Origin of the sequence: Ensifer sp. NPDC090286, from assembly GCF_044769565.1 — a bacterium.
In the GTDB taxonomy this organism is placed as follows: Bacteria; Pseudomonadota; Alphaproteobacteria; order Rhizobiales; family Rhizobiaceae; genus Ensifer.
Genome location: NZ_JBIVYF010000004.1, coordinates 200,522 through 219,241 on the forward strand (window position 1 = coordinate 200,522; position 18,720 = coordinate 219,241).

Sequence of the window (18,720 nt, forward strand, 5' to 3'; positions counted from 1 at the left end):
TCCGTTCACCGATGCGCAAGGTTCAGCGAACGATGGATGCCCTTAGCCGCATCGCTCCATCCACCTTGCGGCGGCTTTCATTTACGCGCGGCACGGAACCACTTTGCGCCGCCTTCGTTTGACAATCGGTGATTGCCATCAAGGGCGAACATTGGCTCCGTGCCGCCCCGACCACGGCGTTCTTGAATGGAACGAGCCATTAGGAGGGCGTCACTTTGCCGATGTTCTACTTCCGGACCACAGACCAGGAAGGCTTCAGTGCCGAAGACCGGGGGTTCGAATTCCCCGATGAGCAGGCAGCCGTTACTGAGGCAAAAGTGACTCTGGCCGAAATGGCGGCCGACGGCCTCCCGCGGCACCCCATATCGATGATCGGCATACAGGTCTTTGACCAGGAGCGTGTTTTGCTGATCGAATTGAGATTGGTGCTTGAGACCATTCCAAATTCAGACCGTCGTGTGCCGGCAGCACACCAATCGCAGAAAGGCCGTTGAGCGTTGGGCACGGATCGAGGGCGTCGCGTCATGGCCACTGCGCTATATGGAATTCACAACCTCGCACATCGCGACGAACCGGTGCCGGACAGCGCAAGGGTTCTGAAGGTTCTTGCGGTCTGCGTCGGCAAGGCGGAAGGAAGACCGGGCAAGAAGGCAAAAACCGGAATCAACAAACATCCGACGAACGAACGCAAGTTCGTGGGAGGGGGAGGTGTCGAAGGCGACGCCGTGTGCAACCAGAAGCACCACGGCGGACCGGAGCAGGCGGTGTACGTTGAGGGGGACCTGACCCGGTTGTGGTGGCAAAACACACTGAACAGGACCGTCGATCACGGGCTCTTCGGAGAAAACCTTTGCTTCGAAGGACTGGATAGCCAGACCGTGGCGATCGGCGATCGCTTCATCGTAGGCGACCTCGTCATGGAAGCGACAGCACCGCGGATGCCATGCCGGATCCTGGGTGAAAAGATGCGTGATATGAGTTTTCCCAAGCTGTACAAGGAAGCTGCTCGAGCGGGCTTTTACTGTCGGGTCATTCGGCCTGGGCCCATCATCACGGGAGCGTTGGTTAGGCATCTTCCCTTCGCCGGGGAGAGGATCTTAATGCCAGAAATGATGGCTCATTATGGCCAGAAGGCATCGCCTGAATTCATCGCACGCTGTCGTGCTGCGCCGGTGCACGCGAGGCTGCGTGCGTCACTGAACGTTGGCGTGATCAAGTTCTAGGCTGAGTGGTTCACATCAACTCGAGTTCTTCGCATGAACGGCAGCTGCTACACGCTATTTTGTTTCGGCTGGATAGGGGTTTTCCTTCATCAGTTTCGCTAGGTGAACCGTGTTGCGGGCAAGCATGTCGACCGCGGTTTTCACGACCTTTGGCGCCTTGGCAAGATCGACGAAATTCGTGCTGCCCATCGCCTCTCCCACCCAATAGGCAACGGCATTGGCTGCAATGGTGAAACCGACATCATTGAGCGCCTGGTAGAGCTCGGCAGAAACGTGATGGGCGCCATCCTCGTTGCCGACGACGGCCACTGCCGCGACGCGACCGTAGGAAACCATCCTGCCCTGTTTGTCGGTCTCTTCCAGAAATGCGTCCATCCGCTCCAGCGCACGCTTGGCTACGCTCGATGGCTGTCCCATCCAGATCGGTGTTCCAACAACGAGAATATCGGCGTCAAGGATCTTCCGACGCACGTCCGGCCACTCGTCTCCCTCTCCTTCGTCAGACAGGACACCAGGTTTAATGTTCAGGTCCGCCAGGCGAATGCGCTCTGTCGTCACGTCCAGATCCTGCATGGATATGGCAATGAGATCCAGCATCCGGTCGGTAGACGAGGATTCTCCGCCGGAGGGCTTCAAAGTGGCATTGAGAGCGATCGCTTTGAGCTTCGCCATGGTAGGTCTCCCGAAATTGCTTGGGCGCAAAGCTTCGCCCAAGCCCAATTGGGTTTCTGGTAGCGGTCTTATAACCTGTCTGGGCTCACGCTGAGAAAGAGCGCTTCCTCCTCGTCTCTTTGACGCCCACCTAACGCAGCAGCTGCGCTAGCAATGAATGCGCCGATGATGAGTGAAAGCGCGCCAACAAGGGCAAAGGTGGCACCGGCCTTTCGGGCGTCGTCGGCTGCTTTCTGCGCATCCACCTTCGCTTGCTCGATCCGGGCCAGAACCGCGTCGACGCGCGCGCTGGCGTCGGCCTGCGAAAGTCCCGTGCGTGCCGCGACGAGTTGAGCGAGATAGGTCCTGTCGTCTGGTGCGACTTGCCCGGAAGCCGCGCTTTCGACCAAGATCCGGGAAGCTTGAGCTGCGGCCGTTGCGTCCCCTTCCGCTCCTGGTGCCGCGATCCGCGCGGGGTCGGTCGGGCGGAGCAGGGCGTCGACGAAGTAGGATGTCATTCCGCCGCCGCTATCGTTCCCGGTCCCGCCCCCCGCACTCGAGGAGGCGCCCATCGCGGCACCCGAGGCCAAGGTGGAGGCCGCTTGTACGCCGCTGCCTATCACAGCCGACACGGTGGAACCCAAGAAGAAGGCCACGACGAGCGTCGCGAGGGCCCAGGACAGGAAACCATGCGCCGTGTCCCTGAAGAAAGTTTCGTCGGTGTGGACACCCACCCATTTTGTCCGCAGCCGGCCCGTTAAATATCCGCCGAGCGCGGCAGAAAGCCATTGGACCACAATCAGCCAGACGGCCGTCGAAACCGCAAAGGTAGTAATGCTCGCGCTCTGACCCGACCAGGGCGAAACCATCGTGAGACCCAATCCGGATCCCACCAGCATGAGGATAAGGGTCAATGTGGAAGCTGCGAAGGCGCCGGCAATGATCGGCGACCAGTTCACGCCCGCGGCGGACGATTCCGTCGGCGCTGAGACATCGGCAAGTACGGAAGTTTCCATCTCGGCCTCCTATCGCATGAAGAGCATCAAAAGGATGATGATCGGTATCGGAACACCGAGTAGCCAAAGCAAAATACCGCGACCCATAGCCGTCTCCTTGTAAGGGTGGTGGTGCGAGCAGCGCGCTGCTCGAGCCACTGTTCAGCACTGAAAGGGCTTGCAGGGAAGGCTTGTCCAATTTCGCCTGCAACCGTCGAGCGCTCGCCGCTTCAAAGCGATTGCAATGAAAAAGGTTCCACAAGGAGGCCAAAGCGATATCAGATGGCCGATTGATGAAGCTCGGCCCGACGCGCAGTAATTCAGAGGTCACTGGCTCCGTGTCACCTCTTGTGCGGCGCTCCGCACGCCTCTACGCGAACTCATCTTTCTGATTTGAAGCGAGGACAGAGCTAGTCCAACTCGAATTTCCTGCCCCCCCGGAAGCAAGGAAAATGCGGAGCATTTCCAAACCATGATCGATTCGGTTTTGAAGGCTCGGGAAACACGGCTTTCTCAGGCTGCGGGGGGCGAGTGAATTGGCCCCTCGATAGGGCGAGAGCGGTTCATCCGAGGAACGCTTTCATCTCTGCCGCCAAAGCTTCGGGTACTTCTTCGGCCATGTGATGGCCGGAGACCAGACCCTTTCCGCTCAACGATGCTCCAGCCCACGGCCGCCAGATGCCGAGAACGTCGCCATAGAGCTCCTCAAGATCGTCCTTGAGCGACCAAAGGACGAGCATCGGCGACTGCACCCGATTCCCGTTTTTTCGGTCTTCGGCATCGTGAAGGTGATCGATTGCTACGCCGGCTCGGTAGTCTTCCAGCATTCCATGGACAGTCTGCGGGTTGTGTATGGCATCCAGAAAATCGGCGAAGGCATCATCTCCCATGTATTGTGACGTGGCCTTGTACCAGGCTTCAGGGTTGGCATTGATCACGCGTTCGGGGGTCTCGAGTTGCGCGAAAAAGAACCAATGCCACCATGCCTTCGCAAAGTGGGCGTTGCATCGCTCCAGCGCTTCGATAATAGGCACCCCGTCGAGAATGATGAGGCGCTCGACTGCTTCTGGATGGTCCATCGACAGCCGGAAGGCCGTATAGCTTCCTCGGTCGTGCCCGGCGACGGAAAACCGATCGAAGCCCAATCGCTGCATAAGCTCGATGCAATCCAGCGCCTTGGCTCTCTTTGATGAGCCAGAGTGGTTGGGCGTATCTGCAGGGATCGACGACTGGCCGAAGCCGCGGAGGTCCGGACAGACCACGAAATAGTCGGGAGCAAGCGTCGCCGCCACCCGGTGCCACGTCGCATGCGTGCGCGGGTGACCGTGCAAGAGCAGAAGTGGTTTTCCCCGTCCGCCATATCGCACGCGCAACGTCGCACCGGACACCTCGATCATTTTGAGCGTGAAACCTTCGAACATTGGTGCTGAACGACCGAGCGCGAAGACGGTTCCGCGCGCTGCATGGCACAGGAGACTGCAAAAGGGTTGTCCTTGGGGGAACCGGGATCCTTCGTCGACCGTTACGAAGGTCCATTCTGAAAAAGCGGAGAGCCAAATGTCCAGTGATCCGAAAGACGACCTTGATCCGAGCAATCCCCCCGTCAGCGGGACGACGGTCGGCCAATCGGTCGAAAGCAAAGCGCAGATGGCGGATGCAGAGACTGTTGCATCAGGCGGTCGAACCGAAACCCTCAATGTTTACCGGTTGGTTCCCATCGCTGCTGCCAGTGATCCACGATGGGCAAACGCACCCTCGCAAGGGGAAGTTGTCGTGGCGGCGCGCACCTCAGGGGACGCGCGCGTCGTCGCGGCCGGCGGCGAACTCGACTTCATGGAAATAGACGCAGCTCCGGCCGAGGATGTGACCACGGCCTCGGCAAGTCCGTTTCGATCCGAAAAGCTCTATAGTGTCGTCGAGATCGAAAGAGGGCGGCCGGGACTTGTAAGGGGTATCCTGTCGGGTGCGATTTCTGTCGGCAACATCAAGCCGACACAGGTATGACCTCTTGGCGAAGTCGACGTCAAAGCGCTAGCGCGAGCTGTGGTGCGCTTTGGGCGCTCGCATGGTCGAGCGACGAGAGGGTGACCCCCAGGAGTCGGATGCCCTTTGAGACGGGAAAGATCGGTGACAGGAGCAAGGTGATAATATCGGCAAGTTCGCTCGAACTCGATACCGGCGCCGTGACCGTCTTGCTGCGGGTGATCTGCGTGAAGTCCGCCCACTTCACCTTGAGCGTCACCGTCTTCCCGCGGATGCGATTGGCGTCGCAATAGCGCCAGACCTTATCGATCAACGGCTGGAGGCCGGCGTGCGCCGTTCCGAAGTCGTGGACATCGATTGTGAAGGTGTCCTCCGCACCGATCGACTTGCGCTCCCGATCGGGTTTGACCTGGCGCTCGTCTATGCCCCTCGCAACCCAGTAAAAATACGGCCCAGACTTGCCGAAGTGCTGCTGCAGGAAGACAAGGTCGCAGGCTTTGAGATCCGCACCTGTCTCGATCCCGAGCTTGTGCATGCGCTCCGCCGTTGCTGGCCCGACGCCATGGAATTTCTTGACCGGCAGCGCCTCGACGAAGGCCGGGCCGTTCCTGGGCGTAATCACAAAGAGGCCGTCCGGCTTCCTCTGGTCCGACGCCATCTTGGCGAGGAACTTATTGTAGGAAACACCGGCGGACGCTGTCAGTCCCGTTCGTGCCTTGATCTCCTGGCGGATTTCCTCGGCGATCTCGGTGGCTAATTCCATCCCCTTCAGGTTTTCGGTGACGTCGAGATAAGCCTCGTCGAGCGACAGTGGCTCGATGAGCGGGGTGTACTCGGAAAAGATCGCGTGGATCCGCTGCGACACGGCGCGATAGGCATCGAAGCGCGGCTTCACGAAAATCAAGTCCGGGCATTTGCGCTTGGCCGTTACCGAGGGCATGGCCGAATGGACGCCGAACTTGCGGGCTTCATAGCTGGCGGCCGCGACGACGCCCCGCGCCTCGCCGTGACCGACCGCAAGCGGAAGCCCGCGAAGCTCTGGATTGTCCCTTTGCTCGACGGATGCATAAAAGGCATCCATGTCCACATGGATGATCTTGCGCGGTCGGCCGGGCGTTTCCTCAGCCGTCACTTTGGCAGCACCATCGTGGCCGGATCATAGGTCACAACAGCAGGCCTTCTTCAGGGGGTGCCGCCGGCGGCTCGACGATGACCAGCATGTTGCCCGGCAGCGGCCGTTGCAGATGCTTGACCTCGTTCCAGGATCCTGTGAGCCAAAGGTCCACTTCCTCCGGCGTCGTCAGGATCACCGGCATGGCCTTGAAATGGATCGGTGCGACGATCTCGTTCGGCGAGGTCGTCAGGAAGCCGAAGAGTTCGTATTCGCGCTCACCGTCTCGCACCCGCCTCACACCCTTCCAGGGGGTCCAGAAGCCCGCGAAAAACATCAGGGGCCGATCCTTGGTGCCGGCAAACCAGGCGTTCGGGATCTTGCCTCCCGGGACTTTGCTTGCGGGATCAGGCTCGGCAAATGAGGTGAATGGCACTACGCAGCGGCTGGTCGGACCCATCCAGCGCCGCCAGTGCGGCGAATTCAGGTTTCGGATGTTGGTGACGCCGGGGTCGTAGTTCTTCACGACTTCCGGCGGGGAGGGCATGCCCCAGGTGGTGCGCGTAATTTCGCGCTCACCGTCTTCGCCGACGCGTACGATCGGCGCCTGGTAGCCGGGATAGACGTCCAGCGACGGCTCGTTCCAGCCGGCCTTGTCGCGGAAGGCCCTGGTGAACTGGATGACGGCATCACGTGTTGTCGTCAGATTGTAGAGATTGCACACGCTCCAATTCCTCCGTCTCCAGCGCCGCATTCACATCCGCGGTCGTCGGCGCCTGCCCCGTTTGTTGTGTTCGTCAGGAACTCTTGCCTCACGGTCAGTTGACTCGCAATGCGAAAGAGAACAAATAAAGAACATATCAACAGGAAGCGCTAATGCATAGGCCTGAGGAGCTGTTCCTTTCAAAATGCCCCGTCCAGTCGACAATAGGGTCGTTTCCGAGCTTCGTGAACGCATTCAGCGTCTTGAAGGGCCAAGCGGCCGCGCGCGGCAGGTTCTTCCGTTCGGCGATGCCGAAATTGACCGGCGCTTGGCCGGCGGAGGGCTGGCGCTGGGCGCCCTGCATGAGATCGCAGGCGGCGGCAACGGCGCGATCGACGGTGCTGCTGCAGCGCTTTTTTCGGCAGGCGTTGCTGCTCGCACAAAGGGCAAGGTGCTCTGGTGCGTGACACGACCGGATCTCTTTGCGCCCGCGCTTGCCCAGGTCGGTCTCTCGCCGGGCCGCGTTATCTATGTGGAGGCGGGGGACGAAAAGGCGCTTCTTGCCTGCATGGAAGAAGGCTTGCGTCATGGCGGCCTGGGTGCCGTTGTCGGCGAACTGGCGCGCTTGTCGATGACGGCCTCGCGGCGCTTGCAGCTTGCGGCCGAAAGCTCGGGCACGATCGGGATCGCGATCCGCCGGTGGCGACGGCAGGCGGAGGCCTCGGATTTCGGGCAGCCGACCGCTTCGACGACACGCTGGCGGGTTTCCGTCCTTCCCTCGGCGCCGTTGCCCGTTCCCGGCGTCGGCCGCGCGCGCTGGCTCCTTGAACTCATCCGTTGCCGATCCGGCGAAAGTGCAGATTTCGAAGTGGAGGCCCCCGATGCCAAGGGTCGTATCGCTGTTCCTTCCGACCTGGCCGACGGATCGCCTGAGGCGGAAGCTCGCCGACACCGCGCCGCCGGCTGACGCTCCGCTTGTGCTTGTTGGTCGCCGCGACCGCCGACGGGTCGTCATGGCGACAAACGCGGAAGCTCTTGCCGCAGGCCTGAGGATCGGCATGCCGGCAACCAAGGCACAGGCGCTTGTGACCGGTCTCATCGTCATGGATGCGGATCCCGTTGCCGATGCCGCGGCGCTTGAGCGCCTGGCGCTTTGGGCCTTGCAGCGGTACGCGCCGATCGTTTCCGCCGATCCACCTGACGGGCTGGTGATCGACACGTCAGGTGCCGACCATCTGCATGGTGGCGAGGAGCTCATGCTTTCGGGCATGGTCAATCGCTTCCATGGTTCCGGCATCGCCGCCCAGGTGGCGATCGCCGACACCTGGGGCGCGGCACACGCCGCTGCCCGCTTCCTCGCTCAGCCGACGCTCGCTGTAGCGCCTGGCACTCAAGGGGAGTTCCTCCGCACTCTGCCGATAGCAGCCCTTCGCCTCGATCCCTCGATCGTTCATGGCCTTCGCGTTCTCGGGTTCAATACGGTCGGCGACATCGACCGTCAGCCGCGTGCCCCGCTCTCCTTGCGTTTCGGGCCGGAACTTGGCCGGCGCCTCGATCAGGCGATTGGCCGCGTTGCCCAACCGATCGACCCGATACGCACGCCCGAGCTTATCGAAGTCCGTCGCTCGTTCGGGGAGCCGATCGCTGCCGCCGAAACCATCGCGCGCTATACGGCCAAGCTCGTCAGCGTCCTCTGTGGGCTGCTCGAGGAGAAGGGCCTTGGCGCGCGGCGCGTCGATCTCCTGTTTCATCGCGTCGACAATTCCTATCAGGCGATCAGGGCGGGAACGGCGACCCCCGTCCGCGACGTCAAGCGATTGACGCGGCTACTGACTGACCGCATCGAGACGATTGATCCGGGTTTCGGGATCGAGATCATGTCGCTGACGGCGACGCACACCGAACCGCTTGTTGCAACCCAGGTGATTTCGTCGCTGGTCGAGGAGCCGGAAGCCGATGTATCGGGTCTGATCGACATCCTCGGAAACCGCATCGGCCACCGGCGGCTCTTCCGCTTCGCGCCGGTCGCAAGCGACGTGCCTGAGCGCTCCATCGCCCGGATTGCGCCGATGGCGCCGGATGCGGGCGAGACCTGGCCCGGTCACTGGCCGCGGCCGACGCGCCTTCTTCTTCATCCCGAGCCGATCGAAACCATGGCGCTTCTTCCCGACCATCCGCCGGTCAGCTTCACCTGGCGCGGTGTCAGAAGGCGCGTGCGTCGGGCCGACGGGCCGGAGCGCGTTTTCGGCGAATGGTGGAAGCGCGACGCCGAGCTGGTCGCTGTGCGCGATTACTTTCAGGTCGAGGATGACGCCGGCGAGCGTTATTGGATCTTCCGTGCAGGCGACGGCGAACATGGTGAGACCGGCAGTCACCGCTGGTTCCTGCATGGGATATTCGCATGACGGCGCCGCGCTATGCCGAGCTGCAGGCGACGTCCCACTTTTCCTTTTTGCGCGGGGCCTCTTCCTGCGACGAGCTGTTCCAACGCGCAGCGGAACTTAAGATTGAGGCGCTTGCGATCGTCGACCGCAACAGTCTCGCCGGCATCGTCAGGGCGCATCAGGCTTCCAAGGACACGGGCGTCCGGCTTGTCGTCGGCTGCAGGCTCGATCTCGACGATGATCTCTCCGTGCTGGTCTATCCCACCGACCGGCCGGCCTATGCCCGCCTTTGCCGGTTGCTCTCGCTTGGCAAAAAGCGCGGCGGCAAGGCGAAATGCCGGCTCGGCTGGGCCGATCTGGTTGCCTATGGCGAAGGCCTGATTGCCGTTCTCCTTCCGGACCAGCCAGATCAAGATTTGGCGCTGCAGCTTCGGCGCCTGCGGGAAGCCTTCGATGATCGCAGCTACCTGGCCCTGACGCTCAGGCGGCGGCCGAACGATCAACTGCGGCTTCATCAGCTTGCAAACATGGCCGCCGTCCATGGCGTCGCGACGGTCGTTACCAATGACGTCCTGTTTCATGTGCCTGAGCGGCGCATTCTCCAGGATGTCGTCACCTGCATCCGTCACAACATAACCATCGATGACGCGGGCTTCAGGCGCGAGCGCCATGCCGATCGCTACCTGAAGCCGCCGGAGGAAATGGTGCGGCTCTTCCCGCGCTACCTGGAGGCGCTCGATCGCACGATCGAGATCGCGGAGCGGTGCCGTTTCTCGCTTGACGAACTTGCCTATCAGTATCCCGAGGAGCGTTCCAATCCGGAGCTGACGGCGCAACAGACGCTTGAGCAACTGACCTGGGAGGGTGCGGTCTGGCGCTATCCCGAGGGGCTTCCCGACAAAGTCAGGCGCAACCTCGAGCACGAGCTCCAGCTGATCGAGAAGCTCCAATATGCGCCCTATTTCTTGACCGTGAACGCGATCGTCCGCTTCGCGCGCTCGAAGGACATTCTCTGTCAGGGCAGGGGATCGGCGGCCAATTCCTCGGTCTGTTATGTGCTCGGGATCACCTCGATCGACCCCGATACCAACGATCTCCTTTTCGAACGCTTCGTCTCCGAGGAGCGGCGCGAACCGCCCGATATCGACGTCGACTTCGAGCACGAGCGCCGCGAGATCGTCATGCAATGGGTCTTCGACACCTATGGCCGCGATCACGCGGCACTCTGTTCGACCGTCATCCGCTACCGGTCGAAAGGCGCGCTACGCGATGTCGGCAAGGCGCTCGGGCTGCCGGAAGACATGACGAAGATGCTGTCGTCCCAGGTCTGGGGATGGGGCGAGGATGTCGGCGAAAAGCATGCCGAGGAATTGAACCTCAATCTTGGCGACCGGCGCCTTCGTCTGACGCTGGACCTTGCCCGCCAACTGATGGGCGCGCCGCGTCACCTGTCGCAGCACCCGGGTGGCTTCGTGCTGACCCATGATCGGCTCGACGAGCTCGTGCCGATTGAGCCGGCAGCCATGGCCGACCGGCAGGTGATCGAGTGGGACAAGGACGATATCGACATCCTGAAGTTCATGAAGGTCGATTGCCTGGCGCTCGGCATGCTCTCCTGCATGAAGCGCGGTTTCGATCTGCTTTCCGAGCACAAGGGCATCAACATCGACCTTGCAAGCATCCCGGCCGAGGATCCACGCACCTATGCGATGATCCGCAGGGCCGACACGCTCGGCACCTTCCAGATCGAAAGCCGCGCGCAGATGTCAATGCTGCCGAGGATCAAGCCGCGCACCTTCTATGATCTCGTGATTGAAGTGGCAATCGTTCGCCCCGGCCCGATCCAGGGCGACATGGTGCATCCCTATCTGCGCCGCCGCGAGGGCAAGGAGGCGCTCGTCTATCCAAAGCCGGAACTGGAGCAGGGGCTCGGAAAGACGCTTGGCGTGCCGCTCTTCCAGGCGATGCGGGTTGCGATCGAGTGCGCCGGTTTCACGCCGGGCGAGGCCGACCAGCTGCGTCGCGCCATGGCGACGTTCAAGCACACCGGCGGGGTCTCGAAGTTCGGCAAGAAGCTGATCGCGGGCATGGTGGAAAACGGCTACGAGGCGGACTTTGCCGAAAAGACCTTCCGACAACTCGAAGGGTTCGGCAGCTACGGGTTTCCGGAAAGCCATGCCGCTTCTTTCGCGCTCATCGCCTATGCGTCATCCTGGCTGAAATGCTGGCATCCGGACGTCTTCTGCGCGGCCCTCTTGAACGCTCAGCCAATGGGCTTCTACGCGCCGGCCCAGATCGTTCGCGACGCGCGCGAGCACGGGGTCGCGATCCGGCCGGTCTGCGTCAACGAGAGCCGCTGGGATTGCACGCTTGAGCCGACCGGCGACGACACCCGATTTGCCGTGCGTCTCGGTCTTCGCATGGTCAAGGGGCTTGCGAATGTCGACGCAGCCGCCCTCGTTGCTGTGCGCGCGGAGCGACCCTTCGAAAGCGTCGACGATCTCTGGCGCCGCGCCGGCGCGCCGGCAGCGTCGCTTGTCGAACTCGCCGAAGCCGATGCGTTCAGACCTTCGCTCAATCTTGCCCGACGCGAGGGGCTCTGGGCGATCAAGGCGCTGCGCGACGAGCCGTTGCCCTTGTTTGCGGCCGCATCCGATCGCGAGAACCGAACGGTGGCCGAGCTCGATGAACCGGCGGTAGCGCTGAGGCCCATGACGTCAGGCGGCGAGGTGGTCGAGGACTATGGCCATGTCGGGTTGACGCTGCGCGAGCATCCGCTTTCGTTCCTGCGTGCGGATCTGACGAAGCGCCGGATCGTCACCTGCCGGGAAGCGATGCGGTCGCGCGATGGAAAATGGCTGGAGGCTGCGGGGCTGGTGCTGGTGCGCCAGCGGCCGGGTTCGGCCAAGGGCGTGATGTTCATCACCATCGAGGACGAGACCGGGGTTGCCAATCTCGTCGTCTGGGCAAAGACCTTCGAGAAATACCGCCGCGTGGTCTTGGGTGCCGGTATGCTCGGCATCTACGGCCGGATCCAGAGGGAGGGCGAGGTGGTCCACCTGGTTGCCCACCGGCTGGCGGATCTCTCAGGCGAGCTTGCCAGCGTCGGTGATCGGGATGCCGATTTCCCGCTGCCGCATGGCCGCGGCGACGAGTTTCATCGCGGCGCGCCGGCGCCCGATCCGCGCGGATTGCCGAAGGGACCGCGGCCGCGCGATATCGTTGATCCCTATTTGCATCTGGATCAGATCAAGGTGAAGACGCGGGATTTTCGGTGAGAATTCGGGCGTCCTCGAAGGGCAGTGGAAACGAAAGTGGGCCGCGAGCTCTCGAAAAAAGGCCCGCCCCTGAGGGCAGGCCAACCCGCTCCAGGAGTATGGGAGCGGAGGGGAACGAAGGGCAGAAGGCGGGCTTGTCGTCAGGCTTCGCCCCTGGCGGGCCGCGTGTTCGACACGGCAAGGGCAAGGCCGCCCAGGATCAACGCGACGCCCGCCACGAACATCAGGATCGTGGTGCAGCCGCCTGGAGCGGCGACCGTATGTGAGGTTGTACAGGCTCGCAGGTCGAGCCAGTAAAGCATCGGGCTCAGACCTTGGATTCGAAATGAGGAGATCGATATGCCCCCTTGATCACGGTTGACGCCATACTCCTCATGTGAGGAAGACCCGACGGCGTCACGGGACGACATCATCGACATAGCGCGGTCGCTGGCGCGGCCGGGGAGGTGAAGTGAGGGAGGTGGGCTTTGCGAGGGAGGCGATCCCGCCGCGGGGCGTCGTTAGGGTGAACGGGCTCGGCCGTATTTGCGAACAGCGCTTCGTAGGCAGATTGAGACGGGGAAACGATGCCCCCTGCGTCACGCGCGTTTTGGCTCCGCCCAGGTTGGAATCCTGGTACTTCAGCGGACTGCGTTCGCCTCATTATTGCCACTCAATGTTCACTGGTCACGAAGGACTACACCGTGATAATGTCGCCCGTCGAATTTGAAAAGGGAGAGCGACCGTGGCGGGTGTCGACCTTGGCCTAACCTTCAAGTCTGCCGCCGGTCCTTTTTGGTCTCCGCCCATTGCCGTTGACGTGGCCGAGCTCAACCCTTCGCTCCTGGCACAAATCGAAGACCGCGATGATAAGCGTGGATTTCGTGCCTACGTCGTGCAAGTTTTCGCGGATCATGCCGGCCCACCGGAAGGGATGTTCGAGATCGCTTTCAATCGAAAGGGAAAGCGTGCATGCGCAATTTTTGAGGCGATTCCTGACGACGGTCGCCACAGAGCCGTTGTTGCAAGCAGCCCCGTCTGGGTGACAGCCAACAGTCCGCACTCCGCCGTCGGCGCCGCTTTTGAGGCGTTCGTCGAACGATCTGCCGATTAGGTGCGGCAATGGCGAACTTCGATGCCACCCGGCTCGCCATGCGGATGAAGCACTGAGCTCTCATCATCCGAGGACCGAAACCACTTGGGGAATTGCATCATGCATGGACCATATGGGCGAGACAGTATCCCAGGAAGTTGCCGAACTCTTGCGCGGCATCCTCAACGGTATCTGCCTGGCCGCGCGTACTCCCAACCGGGAAACGATAGCCGATAGCTTGGCCTTTACCAGCTGTTTTGCCTCGGCGTTCGCGATGAGGACGAGCTGCATTTTATTGGCCTGCAACGGCTATTTACTGGTTCGGCGTAGAACGAGAGCAGATCGAGGACCCATTCTGCAAGCGCCCCTCGATACTTTGACGTCGGCGGCAGTACTCGGCACAGCGCTCGACGTCTAAGGTGATACGGATCCGGCGGACGAGCCTTGCCAAGGCATGTCGCCTGCGACCGACCACATCAGGACGTACTCGACGGCACCTTCCGCAGGCTGAGCCGGCGAAATGAGCGGATTACGCATTTGACCTGCCGAAAGCGGTGGCCATCCGGCGCTCTCGGCCACCAAGGTTGCGGCGAGGGCCGGCTTTAGGTCGCTTCCCGGACGCGATCTGCGGGGCTCGCAGTTATCTGATCAGTTCAGGCCGAAGCCGGCGCCGTGCTCTCCTCACCACCAGTTCTACAGGAAGGATTGTCTCGAGCGGCACCGTCGCGTCGGCTGCTGGGCTCTCTGTAAAATCCTGCTACGGTTATGCGCCTGGGAGGCCGTCGAAATGATCGACGGTGTCGCCGAGTTGCACCCAGTCATGCTTCGATTGCTCGAACACCGAGATGGCGGGCGGCGCAAAGATAGGGTCGGCGAATGAACCGATTGCCACGCCCACCCAGGTCGGCGAAGCCTCGGCCATCCAATAAACCGTCGAACCGCAGGTCGGGCAAAAATGCATTCGCACCTTACGCCCGCTATCGCCGGTGCGCGTGTACTCTGTCGACGCCCCTGAGATTTCGACGGAGTCGGTTGCGTAGAACGCATTCGCGCTGAACGGCGCACCCGTTCGTCGCTGGCAAGCAAGGCAGTGACACAGCGCGGTCAATTGAGGCGGTTCTCTCAAGCTCAGTGTCAGAGCGCCACAGGCGCATCGCGCGGTTGCCATCGGAAGTTCCTCCAGTCTGGCGTGGATCGTGTTGAGTTGGGGGAGGTTTGGCGCAGCTCGAAACCGCGCTTTGTGCGGTCGGTGCGATTGGCTGAATTCCGGACCGGGTCCGGCATGCCGAAACGATAATGTACAACGCGAACGACCAGCCGTCTAGGAAATGGGTCGAACTGCTGGCTAGAGGTCTCTTGGGCCCGGTTGGCCGGCGGTACTGTCTCAAAGAATTTTGCCGACGACCTGCGTAATCACCGCACCGACCAGGGCAGCCAGGCTGACGGCTGCGCTGTGCATCCGCCTAACGGGCTTCCAACCCATTAGGGAGCGTCTGGACGCAGGAGACGGCCCCGTCACTGCTGGCGGGACTCCTTCACGATGGCATTGCAACTGGCTCTTCCCGGTTGCGGGTGACGGGTTCGGACGTAGCCGCCTCTTGAGGGCTTGAATTCATGCCCGCGTGCCACACCTAATCTCCTTACCTGAACCTGATGAGAGCTGAGCCTATCTGACGGCACGGCTACAGCAGTCTCTGAAGAGAGCCGAGTTCTCACGGGCTCGATTGCCCAGCGGGGCCACACATGAGCCAACGCGATACTGTCGCCGATAAGTCCTGGATCAGGAAGGCCGATGAATTGGAAGCGCTCTTCCAACTGACGGACGGTCTTTATCGCGCAGAGACCACCACCGATGTGTTCGATGCGACATTCGATGCGATCGAGCGAGCATTGGGGTGTTCGCGCGCCTCGATCCTGCTTTTTGACCACCAGGGCGTGATGCGTTTCGTTGCTTCGCGGGGGCTGTCGGAAGGCTATCGCTGCGCGGTTGACGGGCACTCACCGTGGAAGCCGGGAGACCGAGATGCCGTTCCCATCTTCGTCAGCGACATCGAACTGGCTGACGAACCACAGGCACTCAAGGATATCATCACAGATGAAGGGATCCGCGCCCTTGCCTTCATCCCCCTAACCATCGACGGGATCGTGATCGGCAAGTTCATGGCCTATCGTGAGATCGCTCACGTATTTACGGCGGACGAGGCCGTCCTCTGCCTTACGATCGCGCGCCAGCTCGGCTTTAGCATCGAGCGTCAGCGATCAGAGGAGGCCCACCAGCGCGCCGAGGAGGGGCTTCGCCGCACCAATGAGCGGTTACGTGCCATCCTCGACAGTGCCAGCGAATATGCCATCATCACGCTCGACGCGGCCGGCTGCATCGCGAGCTGGAACAGTGGCGCCGAACGTCTTTTGGGCTATCGCGACAGCGAGGTACTTGGCCTTTCCGGGGGGATCTTCTTCAGCCCTGAGGATCGGGTCTCCAATGTCCCCCAGCAGGAAATGCTTATCGCGGGCGAAAGGGGGCGTGCGGCAAACGAAAGGTGGCACTATCGCAAGGATGGCTCACGTTTTTGGGGTTCTGGCGTCATGCTTCCTGTGGAGGAGAGCGGACCTGATCGCTATCTCAAGATTTTCAGAGACAGAACCGAGGAGCGCAAGGCAGAAAAGCGTCAGAAGCTCCTGGTCGGAGAACTCAACCACCGGGTAAAGAACACGCTGGCGACCGTGAGTTCCCTGGCCGAGCAAACGTTGAAAAGTTCTGACACTCCCGAGGCGTTCGCCCAAGCCTTTAACACCCGTCTGCTCGTGCTTGCCAAGGCGCACGACCTTTTGACACGCGAGGCATGGCAGGCGGTGAACCTGAGCGATATCGCGCAGACCGTCCTTGCAGCCTGGGTGGAAGATGGCCGCGTGTCTCTCCGCGGCGCACCGATCCGCATCAACCCGAAGCAAGCCCTTGCGCTTTCAATGGCGTTCAACGAACTGCTGACCAACGCGATTAAACATGGCTCGCTATCAAACGGGAATGGACGCGTTGCGCTGTCCTGGCAATGCCAGGATGTGTGCAGCATCTTGTGGGAAGAGCGTGGTGGACCACCGGCGGCAGTACCGGGTCGGCAGGGGTTTGGCCTGCGGGTCCTCAATCGGGGCCTCGCCCACGAACTTGGATATCCGGTCGAGCTTCGCTTCGAACCGGAAGGACTGACATGCACGATGAGCCTGGATTTCACCAGCAAGCCGCCCTTGGGAGCGCACTGATGTTGACCAACTCAAGTACATTGGCGGGACGGCGAATACTCGTCGTCGAAGACGAAATGCTCGTGGCCATGTCGATCGAGGACACTTTGGCAGCGGCTGGAGGGCAGGTCGTAGGCCTCGCTCCCTCGGTCAGCCGGGCGTTGGCGCTGATCGAGGAGACGTCGCCGATCGATGTGGTCGTGCTGGATATGAACCTCCAAGGGCATAGCGGGATCCCGGTAGCAGACGCTTGCGGCGAGAAATCGATCCCGTTTCTCGTTCTGAGCGGATATGGGGCTTCGGCTTTGAGCGGCAGCGCGCACACCGCTCCAACTCTTGGCAAACCATTCGCGAGCGAGGCGCTGGTTGAGGCAGTCGAAGCTCTCCTTCAGCATGGTGACCTATAGGTTCTTGCGTCTGGGAGATGGACATCGTGCGACGAAACCAAAGACGGCCGCCGCACGCGCTTACCTCGGGCCGCTGGCCCGAGGTGCCCTGGTTTGACCGACGGGAGTTCGGTCAGTCGGGAGTACACCTCATCCGGGTTGCCGAACGAGGGAGACCCCTCGCGGTCACTGCAGGACCCGAACGATCTTGCGTGTGCCGGGATCCACAAGCACCGTGCGGTTATCAATGACCACGTAGCGATACTGGACGTCGGGAGCGTCAATCGTATGCAGCTCCACTGTGTCAGGAAGCGCGGATCCGACATTGAGTTCTACGCCAGGCAGATTGATCGACGCGATCGGTTTTTTCTTCACATATTCCCGAACGACTGTTTCCTGTTCCGGGGTAACAACGACCGTTTGCGCAAAGGTCACGCCGGTTGCACCGAGCAGGTAGAAGCCGGTGACGGCAATGTTCAGAAGCTTTCTCATGTTCGTCTCCAAATCAGGTGAATTCCCACTGTCAATGCGGGAATTCCGTTCAAACCTCCTCTCGCAGGGACGGTTCCGGGTGCCCGACTTCAGTCGCACCGTAGTCCGACATTGGTCGGAGGTTGCTTGGGACATGGTCTTAGGGGGCCAAGATAAATGCGTTGGCTAGGGAAATAGCCGCTCATCCAAGCTGGCGAGGAGCGCCACCACTTCTCCCTGCAAGTTCAGCGCAGATCTGCTGGTGCTTGTCGATAAGCACTTGTTGGCGTGGAAATTTGCTCAGATGAGTAGCGAGCGCCATTGAATGCAGTCGCCCGCCAAGGGCGGGCGACTTTGTTTGCATCACAGTTTCGGCATCCAGGCGGCTTTATCTGCCATCAGGCAAATCGTCTGGATCGTCGTCGTCTGCATCGAGCCCCTTGTCCGGGATCTCGATTTCCTCGTCCTCGATCGATTCTTCGTCTTCGTTGGGATCGGGAACGGGCTCTCTCGGTTCCGGCAGATCGTCTTGGCGAAGCGGGCCATCTTCGGGGATTTCACCGAGCCGATAGCGTTTTCGATCGCATACCATGGACTGGTCTCAGCTTTTCCGATCGCGACCGCCAGAACTGCTCCCGGAACTGCCAGAGCTGCCCTTGCTGCTCCCAGAACCAGAACCCTTGTTGGCGCCACTCTCGCGGCTGCTGGATTCGCGTTTGTCATCGTTCTTGTGGCTTTGCTGGCCAGCCTTGCGCTGTTGTTCGCTGCCACCACCATGGCCGCCTTGATTTGGCATTGTGTTTCTCCTTGGTTTGTCCTCCTCAGTCGATCTGACTGAGGCGAACCTAAGCGTCTTCCAGCGATAATGTTCCGCCGGGGCCGAAAAAGGCGGACCAATTCTTGGCTGCCGTGCGGGTCGTACGCTGCCATGCAGCACGCCAGCCCGACTTTTGGCCGAGCGAAGAGGGACGACCTACGCTGCCCCCAGCACCGGTCGCCGGCGGCTCGAACACGACGGCAAGTGTGCTCTGCGACCATCAAGGCCCTGCGACGAGATCCGTGACCGGCTGTTTCACACGGTGTCAACGCGGGAAACGGGCCCGCAGGAAGAGATTGGTCTGCTTCGCCTGCCGGAAGTGATTGGCGGATTGGGCTGGGAACAAGATCGCAGGCAGCTGGTTTGAAGCCAACGGATCGGGGTGCCGTCCACGCAAACCAGGAGGCGC

At 61.4% G+C, this 18,720-nt stretch carries 18 protein-coding genes; 10 read left to right on the forward strand and 8 right to left on the reverse strand.

Annotated elements, in window-relative coordinates; genetic code table 11:
* Positions 1 to 221 precede the first annotated feature (221 nt).
* Entirely contained in the window at positions 222 to 494 is a 273-nt protein-coding gene (locus ACIQUG_RS21505; RefSeq protein WP_402324616.1) for a DUF6894 family protein, read from the forward strand.
* A 30-nt stretch (positions 495 to 524) separates the two neighbouring features.
* A complete protein-coding gene (locus ACIQUG_RS21510; RefSeq protein WP_402323979.1) occupies positions 525 to 1,223 on the forward strand; it encodes an MOSC domain-containing protein in 699 nt (232 codons plus the stop codon).
* Between the two features lie 54 nt (positions 1,224 to 1,277).
* Here the strand turns inward: ACIQUG_RS21510 and ACIQUG_RS21515 are convergent, their stop codons facing one another.
* The 3 genes from ACIQUG_RS21515 to ACIQUG_RS21525 form a co-directional block, all read right to left on the reverse strand.
* Positions 1,278 to 1,895, reverse strand: a complete 618-nt coding sequence (locus ACIQUG_RS21515; protein WP_402323981.1) for a flavodoxin family protein — start codon at positions 1,893 to 1,895, stop codon at positions 1,278 to 1,280.
* A gap of 68 nt (positions 1,896 to 1,963) precedes the next feature.
* Positions 1,964 to 2,890 carry a hypothetical protein gene (locus tag ACIQUG_RS21520; RefSeq protein WP_402323983.1) on the reverse strand — a complete coding sequence of 309 codons (927 nt, stop codon included), beginning with the start codon at positions 2,888 to 2,890 and terminating at the stop codon, positions 1,964 to 1,966.
* Between the two features lie 542 nt (positions 2,891 to 3,432).
* Positions 3,433 to 4,290: an alpha/beta fold hydrolase gene (locus ACIQUG_RS21525; protein ID WP_402323984.1), complete on the reverse strand. Its 858-nt coding sequence runs from the start codon at positions 4,288 to 4,290 to the stop codon at positions 3,433 to 3,435.
* 136 nt (positions 4,291 to 4,426) lie between these two features.
* Between ACIQUG_RS21525 and ACIQUG_RS21530 the strand changes: the two genes are divergently transcribed.
* Positions 4,427 to 4,873, forward strand: coding sequence for a hypothetical protein (locus tag ACIQUG_RS21530; protein ID WP_402323986.1), 447 nt, complete (start codon positions 4,427 to 4,429; stop codon positions 4,871 to 4,873).
* A 19-nt stretch (positions 4,874 to 4,892) separates the two neighbouring features.
* On the opposite strand, the gene dinB is transcribed toward ACIQUG_RS21530, so the two are convergent.
* Positions 4,893 to 5,984, reverse strand: coding sequence for a DNA polymerase IV (dinB, locus tag ACIQUG_RS21535; RefSeq protein WP_402323987.1), 1,092 nt, complete (start codon positions 5,982 to 5,984; stop codon positions 4,893 to 4,895).
* A 31-nt stretch (positions 5,985 to 6,015) separates the two neighbouring features.
* Positions 6,016 to 6,687: an SOS response-associated peptidase gene (locus ACIQUG_RS21540; RefSeq protein WP_402323988.1), complete on the reverse strand. Its 672-nt coding sequence runs from the start codon at positions 6,685 to 6,687 to the stop codon at positions 6,016 to 6,018.
* Positions 6,688 to 6,871: 184 nt separating this feature from the next.
* Between ACIQUG_RS21540 and ACIQUG_RS21545 the strand changes: the two genes are divergently transcribed.
* Genes ACIQUG_RS21545 through ACIQUG_RS21555 form a run of 3 tightly spaced genes read left to right on the forward strand, consistent with a single transcriptional unit; the run spans position 6,872 to position 12,328 of the window.
* Positions 6,872 to 7,633, forward strand: coding sequence for an ImuA family protein (locus tag ACIQUG_RS21545; protein WP_402323989.1), 762 nt, complete (start codon positions 6,872 to 6,874; stop codon positions 7,631 to 7,633).
* On the forward strand, positions 7,548 to 9,071 hold the full coding sequence (locus ACIQUG_RS21550) for a Y-family DNA polymerase (RefSeq protein WP_402323990.1): 1,524 nt from the start codon (positions 7,548 to 7,550) through the stop codon (positions 9,069 to 9,071). The genes ACIQUG_RS21545 and ACIQUG_RS21550 overlap by 86 nt, the downstream gene beginning before the upstream one ends.
* Positions 9,068 to 12,328: an error-prone DNA polymerase gene (locus ACIQUG_RS21555; RefSeq protein WP_402323992.1), complete on the forward strand. Its 3,261-nt coding sequence runs from the start codon at positions 9,068 to 9,070 to the stop codon at positions 12,326 to 12,328. The genes ACIQUG_RS21550 and ACIQUG_RS21555 overlap by 4 nt, the downstream gene beginning before the upstream one ends.
* Positions 12,329 to 12,468: 140 nt before the next feature.
* Here the strand turns inward: ACIQUG_RS21555 and ACIQUG_RS21560 are convergent, their stop codons facing one another.
* Positions 12,469 to 12,630, reverse strand: a complete 162-nt coding sequence (locus ACIQUG_RS21560) for a hypothetical protein (RefSeq protein WP_402323994.1) — start codon at positions 12,628 to 12,630, stop codon at positions 12,469 to 12,471.
* A gap of 422 nt (positions 12,631 to 13,052) precedes the next feature.
* Here ACIQUG_RS21560 and ACIQUG_RS21565 point away from each other — a divergent pair, with 422 nt between their 5' ends.
* Positions 13,053 to 13,421, forward strand: a complete 369-nt coding sequence (locus ACIQUG_RS21565) for a hypothetical protein (RefSeq protein ID WP_402323995.1) — start codon at positions 13,053 to 13,055, stop codon at positions 13,419 to 13,421.
* Between the two features lie 742 nt (positions 13,422 to 14,163).
* Here the strand turns inward: ACIQUG_RS21565 and ACIQUG_RS21570 are convergent.
* Positions 14,164 to 14,568 carry a GFA family protein gene (locus ACIQUG_RS21570; protein ID WP_402323997.1) on the reverse strand — a complete coding sequence of 135 codons (405 nt, stop codon included), beginning with the start codon at positions 14,566 to 14,568 and terminating at the stop codon, positions 14,164 to 14,166.
* 575 nt (positions 14,569 to 15,143) lie between these two features.
* On the opposite strand from ACIQUG_RS21570, the gene ACIQUG_RS21575 reads away from it, so the two are divergent.
* Both ACIQUG_RS21575 and ACIQUG_RS21580 read left to right on the forward strand, forming a co-directional pair.
* Positions 15,144 to 16,658: a sensor histidine kinase gene (locus ACIQUG_RS21575; protein WP_402323999.1), complete on the forward strand. Its 1,515-nt coding sequence runs from the start codon at positions 15,144 to 15,146 to the stop codon at positions 16,656 to 16,658.
* Positions 16,658 to 17,044, forward strand: a complete 387-nt coding sequence (locus tag ACIQUG_RS21580) for a response regulator (protein WP_402324000.1) — start codon at positions 16,658 to 16,660, stop codon at positions 17,042 to 17,044. Before ACIQUG_RS21575 ends, ACIQUG_RS21580 begins: the two co-directional genes overlap by 1 nt.
* Before the next feature lie 165 nt (positions 17,045 to 17,209).
* Here ACIQUG_RS21580 and ACIQUG_RS21585 read toward each other — a convergent pair whose 3' ends face one another.
* Positions 17,210 to 17,515 carry a DUF1236 domain-containing protein gene (locus ACIQUG_RS21585; RefSeq protein WP_402324002.1) on the reverse strand — a complete coding sequence of 102 codons (306 nt, stop codon included), beginning with the start codon at positions 17,513 to 17,515 and terminating at the stop codon, positions 17,210 to 17,212.
* A 304-nt stretch (positions 17,516 to 17,819) separates the two neighbouring features.
* On the opposite strand from ACIQUG_RS21585, the gene ACIQUG_RS21590 reads away from it, so the two are divergent.
* Positions 17,820 to 18,332: a hypothetical protein gene (locus ACIQUG_RS21590; protein ID WP_402324003.1), complete on the forward strand. Its 513-nt coding sequence runs from the start codon at positions 17,820 to 17,822 to the stop codon at positions 18,330 to 18,332.
* Positions 18,333 to 18,720 lie beyond the last annotated feature (388 nt).